The 10535-nt window shown below is 58.4% G+C and carries 6 protein-coding genes; 5 read left to right on the plus strand and 1 reads right to left on the minus strand.

Going from position 1 to position 10535, the window contains the following annotated elements:
• The first annotated feature begins 163 nt into the window (after positions 1 to 163).
• Positions 164 to 2338, plus strand: a complete 2175-nt coding sequence (locus A6D6_RS20890) for a malate synthase G (RefSeq protein WP_159661771.1) — start codon at positions 164 to 166, stop codon at positions 2336 to 2338.
• Between the two features lie 165 nt (positions 2339 to 2503).
• Here A6D6_RS20890 and A6D6_RS20895 read toward each other — a convergent pair whose 3' ends face one another.
• A complete protein-coding gene (locus A6D6_RS20895; protein WP_159661772.1) occupies positions 2504 to 3433 on the minus strand; it encodes a LysR family transcriptional regulator in 930 nt (309 codons plus the stop codon).
• A 133-nt stretch (positions 3434 to 3566) separates the two neighbouring features.
• Here A6D6_RS20895 and A6D6_RS20900 point away from each other — a divergent pair, with 133 nt between their 5' ends.
• From A6D6_RS20900 to A6D6_RS20915, 4 genes are all read left to right on the plus strand, one after another.
• A complete protein-coding gene (locus A6D6_RS20900; protein ID WP_159661773.1) occupies positions 3567 to 4769 on the plus strand; it encodes an MFS transporter in 1203 nt (400 codons plus the stop codon).
• Positions 4770 to 4836: 67 nt separating this feature from the next.
• Positions 4837 to 5868 carry an aldo/keto reductase gene (locus A6D6_RS20905; RefSeq protein ID WP_159661774.1) on the plus strand — a complete coding sequence of 344 codons (1032 nt, stop codon included), beginning with the start codon at positions 4837 to 4839 and terminating at the stop codon, positions 5866 to 5868.
• Positions 5869 to 6492: 624 nt separating this feature from the next.
• Complete coding sequence (locus A6D6_RS20910) at positions 6493 to 6819, plus strand: hypothetical protein (protein WP_159661775.1); 327 nt, start codon at positions 6493 to 6495, stop codon at positions 6817 to 6819.
• Between the two features lie 61 nt (positions 6820 to 6880).
• Positions 6881 to 10528, plus strand: a complete 3648-nt coding sequence (locus A6D6_RS20915; RefSeq protein WP_159661776.1) for an FG-GAP repeat domain-containing protein — start codon at positions 6881 to 6883, stop codon at positions 10526 to 10528.
• The last annotated feature ends 7 nt before the right edge of the window (positions 10529 to 10535 follow it).

Below are 10535 nucleotides of genomic sequence, written 5' to 3' on the forward strand. Positions count from 1 at the left end.
CGTCCGGCGTCCGGCGTCCGGTTTGTCATCTGGCAACTGACCCCCCGGTCAAACGTGTAAGGCCGGACCGTTTCAGGTAAAATGCCGCCGCTTTCCGGCCTCTGGGCCTCGCGCACCGCGCCGCCCGGGCCTTGTTTTTGACTCGACCAGAAGGTAGGAGCACATGACCGATCGCATTAAAAAGGGCGGACTGGAAATCGCCGCTGAACTTCATGATCTGGTAGTCAACGAAGTGGCGCCGGGTACCGGTGTGGATGTGGAACACTTCTGGGCGCAGCTGGAACAGATCGTGGCCGACCTAGCGCCGCGCAACAAGGCGTTGCTGGCCAAGCGTGACGAAATCCAACGGAAGATCGACGGCTGGCATCTGGAGCGCAAGGGCAAGCAGATCGACTTGCCGGAATACAAGCGCTTCCTCACCGAGCTGGGCTACCTGCTGCCGGAAGGCGATGATTTCAAAGTGGCCACCCAGAACGTGGACAACGAGATTGCCCATATCGCCGGCCCGCAGCTGGTGGTGCCGGTGAAGAACGCCCGTTTCGCGCTGAACGCCGCCAACGCTCGCTGGGGCAGCCTGTATGACGCGCTCTACGGTACCGATGCCATCTCCGAGGAAGACGGCGCCGAGCGCGGTGGCGCTTACAACCCGAAGCGCGGTGACAAGGTGATTGCCTTTGCCCGTGATTTCCTCGACACCTATTTCCCGCTGGCCAACGGCTCCCACAAGGACAGCACCGGCTACGCGATCCGCGACGGCAAGCTGGTGGTGAGCCTGACAGAGGGCGAATCCGGTCTGGCCGACGAAGGACAGCTGCGCGGCTACCTGGGCGACGCCGAGCGCCCCAGCGGCGTGCTGCTCAAGCACAACAATCTGCATGCGGAAATCCAGATCGACGATCAACATCCGATCGGCGCCGAGGACCCGGCCAACGTCAAGGACGTGCTGCTGGAATCCGCCATCACCACCATTCAGGACTGCGAGGACTCCGTCGCCGCGGTGGACGCCGAGGACAAAGTCGAGGTGTATCGCAACTGGGCGGGCCTGATGAAAGGCGATCTGAAGGAAAGCTTCGACAAGGGCGGCCGCACCCTGACCCGCGCCCTCAACCCGGACCGTGAATACATCGCGCTGGACGGCGGCAAGCTGGTGCTGCCGGGCCGTTCCCTGCTGCTGGTGCGCAACGTCGGTCACCTGATGACCAACCCGGCGATCCTGCACAACGGTGAAGAAATCCCGGAAGGGATCATGGACGCCATGGTCACCGTGCTGGCCGCCATCCACGATCTGAAGAAGCAGGACGGCGCCGATTTCCGCAACAGCCGCACCGGCTCCGTGTACATCGTGAAGCCGAAAATGCACGGCCCGGAAGAAGTGGCGTTCGCGGTGGAACTGTTCGAGCGGGTGGAAAAAGCGCTAGGCCTGCCGGCCAATACTCTGAAGATCGGCATCATGGATGAAGAGCGCCGCACCACGGTCAACCTGAAGGAATGTATCCGCCAGGCCAAGGACCGGGTGATCTTCATCAACACCGGTTTCCTAGACCGTACCGGTGACGAGATGCACACCTCCATGGAAGCGGGCCCGATGGCGCGCAAAGGCGATATGAAAGGCATGCCCTGGATCAACGCCTACGAAAACTGGAACGTGGATATCGGCCTGGAATGCGGCCTGCAAGGCGTGGCCCAGATCGGTAAAGGCATGTGGGCGAAGCCGGACGAAATGGCGGAAATGATGGCCACCAAGGCCGGTCACCCGAAAGCCGGCGCCAACTGCGCCTGGGTGCCGTCACCCACCGCCGCCACCCTGCATGCAATGCACTACCACGAAGTGAACGTGCAGCAAGTGCAGGAGCAGCTGGCCAGCCGTGGCCGTGCGTCCCTGGACGACATCCTCACCATTCCGTTGCTGGAAGGCGAACTCACCGCCAACGAAATCCAGCAGGAGCTGGACAACAACGCCCAGGGTATCCTCGGCTACGTGGTGCGCTGGGTAGATCAGGGCGTGGGCTGTTCCAAGGTGCCGGACATCAACAACGTCGGCCTGATGGAAGACCGCGCCACCTGCCGTATCTCCAGCCAGCACATCGCCAACTGGCTGCACCATGACATCGTCACCGAGGAACAGGTGATGGAGTCCATGAAGCGCATGGCGCAAGTGGTGGACAAGCAGAACGCCGGTGACCCGACCTACATGGACATGGCGCCGAACTTCGATGACAGCATTGCCTTCCAGGCCTCCTGTGATCTGGTGTTCAAGGGTTGCGAGCAGCCCAGCGGCTACACCGAGCCGGTCCTGCACCGCCGTCGCCGTGAACTGAAAGCCAAACTGGCCGGCTGAACGTAGTACGCCATTCGCCGCCAAGGCGGCTTCCCACGGTGGTTTCGTAGTAAGGCTGTGGGAAGCCAGCTTGCTGGCGAATGGTGCCCCTGGCGTCCGAGGATTTACTCGAGAGTAATTTCCTACGGCGGTTTTCTATCCCTCTCTGCCGGGCGCGATTACCTTTCACGCCCGGCTTCCCTCCGGCAGCCGCTCCCACAACGGCGCGTCTCCAAGACTTTCCGATACGAACTCCACGAAGGCCCGCACCCTTGGCGGCACTTGCTTGCGTTGCGGCATCACCGCGTGGATGGCGGTGTCGGCCAATTGATAATCCGCCAACACCACCTTGAGACGGCCCTGGCACAGGTGTTCGTGGATGTGCCAGAGCGAATGCTGGGCAATGCCCAGGCCGGCGAGCACGGCTTCGGTCAGCAACTCCCCCTGATTGGCGCGGACCGGGCCGCTGACTCTGACCGGGCATGGCCGTCCGTCCGGGTCGCGCAGATCCCAGACGTCCTGCCGGTCCGGATGGCTGGTCAGCAGCAGACAGGGGTGATCGGCCAGTTCCCGGGGATGGGTGGGCACCCCGTGGCGGGCCAGGTAATCGGGGGATGCGCACAGCACCCGCTTGTCGTCGGCCAGTCGTCGCGCCACCAGGGAGGAGTCCTTGAGCACACCGATACGAATGGCGAGATCAAACCCTTCCCCCACCAGGTCCACCTGGTCATCGCTCAGATGCACGTCCAGGCGCACTTGCGGGTAGCGTTGCAAAAAGCCGGGCAGCAGCCGGGAAATATACTGACGCCCGAATGCCGGTGGCAGCGCCAGACGCAGGGTACCGCTGATCTCGTTGGCGCTTTGCCGGAGCCCGTTGGCCAGGGCTTCCAGGTCTCCCACCAGCAACCGCCCCCGCTCCGCCAGAAGCCGGCCCTCGGGGGTAGGGTGGAGACGGCGGGTGGTGCGGTGCAGCAGACGTACCTGCAGATCCCGTTCCAACCGCTTCAGACGCTGGCTGGCCACCGCCACGGAAAGGTCGAGGGTACGTGCCGCGGCGCTGATCGAGCCCTGATCCAGCACGCGTAGGAACAGCGCGATGTCACTGAGTCTTTCCATGGTTCGTCCAAGGCAGGATTGGAGCGTTATTTTCAATGAAATATTGAAAGTGAATAAAAGACTATATTGTTTTTGTGAAATAGGTAAAGCCCTAGCATGCCGTCTCTCTATCCCATTCCAACGGAGAACGGTCATGAAAGACCCGCGACAGGGCGGTATACCCTGGGCGCTGTACGCGCTGACCATCGGTGCCTTTGGCATCGGCACCACTGAATTCGTGATTATGGGCGTGCTGCAGCAGGTGGCGGACGATCTGGGCGTCAGCATCGTCGCCGCCGGCCTGCTGATCTCCGGCTATGCCCTGGGCGTGTTCGTCGGCGCGCCTCTTTTGACCGCCACCACCGGCGGCCTGTCCCGCAAGCGGATACTGGTGGGGCTGATGCTGATCTTCACCGTCGGCAACCTGGCCTGTGCCCTGGCGCCGAACTACACCGTGCTAATGGTGGCGCGGGTGATCACCTCCCTGGCGCATGGCACTTTCTTTGGCGTCGGCTCGGTGGTGGCTACCTCCCTGGTAGCACCGCACCGGCGCGCCAGCGCCATCGCCATCATGTTCACCGGCCTCACCGTGGCCACTCTGCTGGGCGTGCCGGCCGGGGCCTGGCTGGGGGTGGAGTACGGCTGGCGCACTTCGTTCTGGGCCATCACCGGTGTCGGCGTGCTGGCCACACTGGTGATCCTGGCTCTGGTGCCCGCCGATCAGGGCGGGCAGGGCGGGGAATCATTTCGTGACGGCTTCCGGGTGATCGGGCGCGCCACTGTGTTGCTCGGGCTGCTCACCACGGTTCTGGGTTACGCCGGCGTGTTTACCGTCTTTACCTACATCCAGCCCATGCTGGTCCGCCTGGCCGGCTTTTCCGAAGCGCAGGTGTCCTCGATTCTGCTGGTCTTCGGCGTGGGCATGATCGCCGGCAATCTGGCCGGTGGCCGGCTGGCCGACCGTAACCTGCCGCGCGCCATCGGCGTGACATTAACGATATTGGCGCTGGTGCTGGCAATGACCGGCCCGGCGCTGCGGCACCCGGTCACCGCGGTGGTGTTCGTCGGCCTGCTTGGTGCCGCCAGTTTCGCCACCGTGGCGCCGCTGCAACTGTGGGTGCTCAGCCGTGCCGAGGGCGCCTCCAGTCTGGCTTCCAGCTTCAATATCGGTGCCTTCAATCTGGGTAACGCCCTGGGCGCCTGGCTCGGCGGCGCGGTGATTCACTCCGGCACCGGTTTGACCGGCATTCCCTGGGTGGCTTCGGCGGTCACACTGTCCGGCCTTGCCCTGGCGCTGTGGGCGCTGCGGCGGGAACGCCAGCGCGCGCCGCTGCTTGAAACCGGGGACTGTGCCTGAGCCGCTGTGGGAAGCCTGCTCGCAGGCGAATTCCATCAGACCAACATCAGACCAAGGAGAAACAATCATGGAACACCGTTATCTGGGACACTCCGGCTTCAAAGTGCCGGCACTGGGCTTTGGCGCCGGCACCTTCGGCGGCAAAGGGCCGCTGTTCAGCGCCTGGGGAAACACCGGAGTGGAGCAGGCGCGGCGGCTGGTCGACCTGTGTCTGGAAGCTGGCGTGACCCTGTTCGACACCGCCGACGTGTACTCGGACGGCGCCTCCGAGGAAGTACTCGGGGCCGCCGTCGCCGGCCGCCGCGACCAGGTGATTCTGTCCACCAAAGTGAGTCTGCGAAGCGGAGAGGGCGCCAATGACGTGGGCGCCTCCCGTCATCATCTGGTGCGGGCGGTGGAGCGTTCGTTACGGCGGCTCGGCACCGATTACATCGACCTGCTGCAACTGCATCACTTTGACGCCATGACGCCGGTGGAACAGGTGATGGCGACGCTGGACGATCTGGTGCGCTCCGGCAAGGTGCGTTACATCGGCGCCTCCAATTATTCCGGCTGGCAACTGATGAAGTCCCTGGCGGCGGCGGACCGCTATGGCTACAGCCGCTTCGTCGCCAATCAAACCTATTACTCACTGATCGGCCGGGACTACGAGTGGGAATTGATGCCGCTGGGGCAGGACCAGGGACTGGGCGCCCTGGTGTGGAGCCCGTTGGGCTGGGGACGCCTCACCGGCAAAATCCGCCGTGGGCAACCGCTGCCCGAGGGCAGCCGTCTGCATGAAACCGCCGGCTTTGCCCCGCCAGTGGAGGAAGAGCGGCTGTACAACGTGGTGGATGCGTTGCTGACGGTGGCGGAGGAAACCGGCAAAACCGTGCCACAGGTGGCAATCAACTGGCTGCTGCGCCGGCCCACGGTGTCCTCGGTGCTGATTGGGGCACGCAACGAACAGCAATTGCGCGACAACCTGGGCGCAGTGGGCTGGTCCATGACGGAGCCACAGGCCGCCCGGCTCGACAAGGCCAGCGCGGTGACACCGCCGTACCCCTACTATCCGTACTGGAACGGCCAATTCGCCGAGCGGACGCCGCCTTTGGTGTGAAGGAAAGGGGATCTGACTCCGCTTCGAGGTGAGTGGCTAGCGCAAACGGTCTTCCGACAGCTGTCAGAGAAGGGCTTCGAAGCCGCTGTGGGAAGCTTGCTTGCAAGCGAATGGGCTAAGATTCGCTTGCAGCGGCCCGCCGCCCGGAGAATCTCCCACAGAGCGGCTTCGTAGCCCATTGCTGTGGGGAGCAGCCTTGGCCGCGAATGTCCCCGGGCCGTTGGTCATTCGCTTGCAAGCAAGCTTCCCACAGCGGTTTTATAGCATGACCTGTGGGAGCCAGCCTGCTGGCCGAATGGCGCACTAGCGTGGCGGAGCTTGCAAGTCACCATAGAATCTCCCACAGCGGCGTTGTCGCGACCTCCGAGTTTATGTCTCCCAGGCCCGCAAAAGCATAACGCCTCTCCGCTAAACCGCGATGACCTTTTATGTTGTAAGCCAAGGCTTACACAAAAGAGAGGAAAAAACTTACACGAACTATCTGAAATGGCTCACATGATATTTTTTGCGTTGGTTCTATATTCGAGACTTGTGAGAACCAGATCACAAGAACGTATCGGGCGCTAAGGACTTTTGGGGGCGCCCGGTGAACAACAAAATAGAACTTTCATTGGGGAACCCATAATGAAAAAAGGATTTGTTCTGCTTGCTCTCTCCTGTGCCTTTACTTCCGCGGCCCAAGCGGACATCTGGTCGCGTGGGGAAATCACCCGCATCTGGCAACACGGAGAACAAGGCGAATTTTCCATTGCCCTGGATCCGGAAGTGCAAGACTGCCGGGATCACCTGATCGAGTTTAGTGGCACCCACTACGATAACGCCGAGCGCCGTGGGCAGGCTCTGTCAATTACCTTGTCCGCCCTGCACGGGGGCAAAGCGGTGGGGGTCGAGCTCAGTGCTACGGGCGCGGATGGCCATTGTCTGGCGCGGGGCATCGATATTCAGCGCTGATTCGGTCGCATCACCGGCTTATACATTTTCTTTTTAATACGTTCTAGGGAAGGGCGGGGCTATGGCTGCTCGTTGGTTGGTGGCATGGGTTTGGGGTGTTGTTTTATTGATTGGGGCGGTGAGCGCGCAAGCGGCACCGGAGCCGGATCTAAACCGTTACGAAGTGTATTACGGTGATATGGACAGCCGGGAATACGGCCTGGACGGTTACTCAGACTTGTTGCTACGGGCGCGGCGAGATTACACCTGGATTTCAGCTGGTGTCAGCATCCCGGTTCCATTGCCCTCCAATTTGCCAGACTTGCTCTTCTGCGGCACGGCCTCGGGGGAGTTCATGCCCTGTACCTTAAAGGACGGGGCCGCGATTCCAGCCGAGCCGAGTGATGACTTCGAGCTGATCTGGAGCGACGGTGATGGTGATGGCTTGCCTGACCTGCTGGTTCAAGCCCATGACCTCAATACCCGGAGCTTGTACTTACGCAGTCAAAAAAAGCGCAACCTGGCCTTGATGGACCAATTTATTGGATTGGGTGGGCAGCGTGTTTCCGGTATGCCGGATTTGGGTGAGGAGGACGAGAACGGCACCGAGAACAGCGCGGCAGTGATGAGTCTGGCGGCGACATCAAACAGTGCCAGTAGCCAAAGCTTGACGGGTCAACTGGTTGGGGCCTCTCCGGGGGCTCTGGATGTGGTGCAAGGGCAACTGCGTTATTCCATCCCGATCCAGCTGCCAGACGGACCTGGTGGCATCAACCCTTCATTCTCCCTGGATTATTCCAGTGACTCCGGCTACGGCCACGCCGGCATGGGCTTTCATATTTCGGGACTGTCCGCGATCGAGCGCTGCCCGATGCGGCGGACGTTGTTGCGGGATGGTATTTCCGCTGGAGTTGCGGGTACTACCGCTGACTTGGCATGTTTGGATGGGCAGCGTTTGATATTGGTGTCCGGTAGTTATTGGCGAGATGGCTCCGTATACAGAACGGAAGCTGAATCCGGAGTGAAGGTGGTATATCAACTAGGCGGCAGTCCTATATGGAGTGCATGGAACCGTGATAAAGGCACCTTCATCGTTTACCAAAAGAACGGGGATATCTACAGGTATGGTGCCAGTGGCGCGACCCGTGTCGCTGGTGGTCCTGCCGTTGATAACCGGATTTCTAGGTGGGCACTCGAAACGGTAGAGGACAGGCTAGGTCACGGTTATAAAATGGCTTACCTCCCGGGAGGTATGTTCCTTTCCAATATTACCTATACAACTGGTAATGGTTGGCACTCACATTTGCTATCCATTCAATATCACCCAGATCCTTATGGGAAACCTTCATACGTCTTTGGGGGAAAATATGATAATGCCTACCGGATACACAAAATATTGGCGATGACGGCTAATGAAACATCTGTTAAGACCTGGAACTTTTCATACCAAACCAACCCCTCCACAAAAAGGTCTTTGCTTAAACAAGTGCAGGAGTGTGGAGCGGGCGGGCAATGCCTCGCTCCCACGGATTTTGATTGGGACCATGGCAGTAATGCGGTCTTTTCCAGTTCAATGCAGTTTCAAGTTGAAACAGGGGATTGGAATTCGCCGCTCCGCTGGTGGGTGGACATGAACAGCGATGGAAAGACTGAGTTCTGTCGGGTTGAGAGAGAAGTTACCTATAATTCCCACACCAGATATAAAAGGGTCTACTCCCTGCAGTGTTACCGTGAAGGAAGCTCGGGGGGATTTGTAAATGGGGCTCGGTTGCAAGGGTTCTATTCTGATTATTCTCCTGTTAGCTCTACACCTCCTATTAACTTGTCGACTACTTGGTTCGATGTGGACAGAAACGGATACCCCAATTTCTGTTTCAGAAAATACAAGAATAACGTTGATGAAATTCGCTGCTATCGAAATAGCTCTGGAGGAGGGTTTTATGGGAGCTGGTCATCCACAGTGACACCTCCAGTGGCTAGGGAAAAAATAAATAGCCAGTACTGGCAAGATACAGATGGAGATGGAACTCAAGACTATTGCTATGCCTACGCTAGTGGTGGAAGCAAGAAAGTAAAATGTGCGAAAGGGAGCTATGATAGAACAGTTGGACTAAACTACCAAGGTCAGTGGGTAATACCGGAGACGACGGTAGCATCAACAGACGGGACCTGGGTGGATCTTACCGGTGATGGCCACAGCGAGTATTGCTGGTTTACAAAGGGAGCGAGCGGCTTGGCCCGCTGCTACAAGAATAACAATGGGAGCCTGGCTGCTCCTGAAACGCAGTGGAACTTCACTACTTCAAACCTCAAAGCGCCAGAGGAACCTCCCTATCTAGAGCCTGACTCGGCCATCTTTAAATCGGACTTTTATGATTTTAATGGGAATGGTTACCAAGACTATTGTCGGATCTTCAGGGTAGGAGGAGGTGGAAGCAAGCAGTATCAGGCCCGATGTTTAATTAACAATGGGAAGAATTGGGTCGAGGATCTGGCTTCTCCGGTACTGACCATTCAGGGTGACAAGCCACGGGGGCTCAGTTTCACGGATATCAATCAGGATGGCCATCTTGACTGGTGCCTGCAAGATCAAGAGGCCCTTAAATGCCAGCTGTCCCAGCATGGTTCATTCTCCGGGGAGGTGAAGTCCTTTGCGCTGAATCAGGCGCCGACTGATATCCGGGGCCATGTTTGGGTGGATGTGGTTGGAGATGGTATCCCCAGACTGTGTGCGATGAATGTAAACAGTGTTCTCTGTTGGAACTCGAACAATCCGGAAGTTCCGGATTATTTGACTGGGGTGACCAACGGACTGGGCCTGGAATACCGGGTGCGTTACGCGAACACCAATGACGCTAGTGCCTTTGGTTATGGTGCGGAACCTTTACTATCGCCCCAAGCTCTGCAAGCTACTACCACCTCAAGTATCCCGAAGGACCCGTTGCTAAGAATAAATGCAGCTATGCGTGTCGTGTCGCACCTGGACACCTCAAATGGGGTGGGTGGTATGAGTCAACAAGCTTACTACTATGAAGATTATGGTTATTATCACAATGAGCTAGGACCCATGGGGTTCCGTTACATTCGTGTTGATTCCGAGAATGGAAATAAACGCCACGAAACCTGGTATGAACAGGATGGATATGAACATTTGGCTGGCCAGGTTAGCCGAGAGACGACTAGCTATAAAGTGTCAGGCTCATTCAAGGTTGTTAGAGCGGTTCAATATGATTGGGAAACGATCATCTATGGGGGAGAGGGGTTCCTGCCGGTCACTGGAGCTGTAAGCGTTCTGAATGGAAACACAACTCAGTCACTACGCTACGCGGTACGCTTGAAATCAAGCAATGTGAGTGAACTGGATTTATCCGGAGACTTGCTGAGCAGGGTGCAGTCTGAGAACACATACAATAACTATGGGGACCTGGTAGAGGAAGTAGTAACGACAACGGGAACCGGTCAAAAATTTACTCAGACTACGATTTCGAATTTCGATAATAATGAAGCAGATTGGCTGCTTGGCCGCCAAATCCGCTCCTCCACCACAAGCTCCGCCACCTATCAGGGAGTTACCGCTCCAAGCGGTACACGTACTTCTGCTTGGGAATACTATGGTTCGGGTCCCTTTATGGGGATGTTGAGAAAGGAAATCATTGAGCCTGATCAGCCCGAATATCGACGTGTTGTTGAATACAGCTACAATGGGTGTACAGTGATGGTTATTACCTGACAGTCCC

The sequence above is a fragment of the Alcanivorax xiamenensis genome, assembly GCF_009846745.1.
Lineage (GTDB): Bacteria > Pseudomonadota > Gammaproteobacteria > Pseudomonadales > Alcanivoracaceae > Alloalcanivorax > Alloalcanivorax xiamenensis.

Bases quoted from the DNA above. Each gene is read 5' to 3' on its own strand.
- A6D6_RS20890 (WP_159661771.1), top strand. From the start codon at position 164: ATGACCGATCGCATTAAAAAGGGCGGACTGGAAATCGCCGCTGAACTT.
- A6D6_RS20895 (WP_159661772.1), bottom strand. From the start codon at position 3,433: ATGGAAAGACTCAGTGACATCGCGCTGTTCCTACGCGTGCTGGATCAG.
- A6D6_RS20910 (WP_159661775.1), top strand. From the start codon at position 6,493: ATGAAAAAAGGATTTGTTCTGCTTGCTCTCTCCTGTGCCTTTACTTCC.
- A6D6_RS20915 (WP_159661776.1), top strand. From the start codon at position 6,881: ATGGCTGCTCGTTGGTTGGTGGCATGGGTTTGGGGTGTTGTTTTATTG.
- A6D6_RS20900 (WP_159661773.1), top strand. From the start codon at position 3,567: ATGAAAGACCCGCGACAGGGCGGTATACCCTGGGCGCTGTACGCGCTG.
- A6D6_RS20905 (WP_159661774.1), top strand. From the start codon at position 4,837: ATGGAACACCGTTATCTGGGACACTCCGGCTTCAAAGTGCCGGCACTG.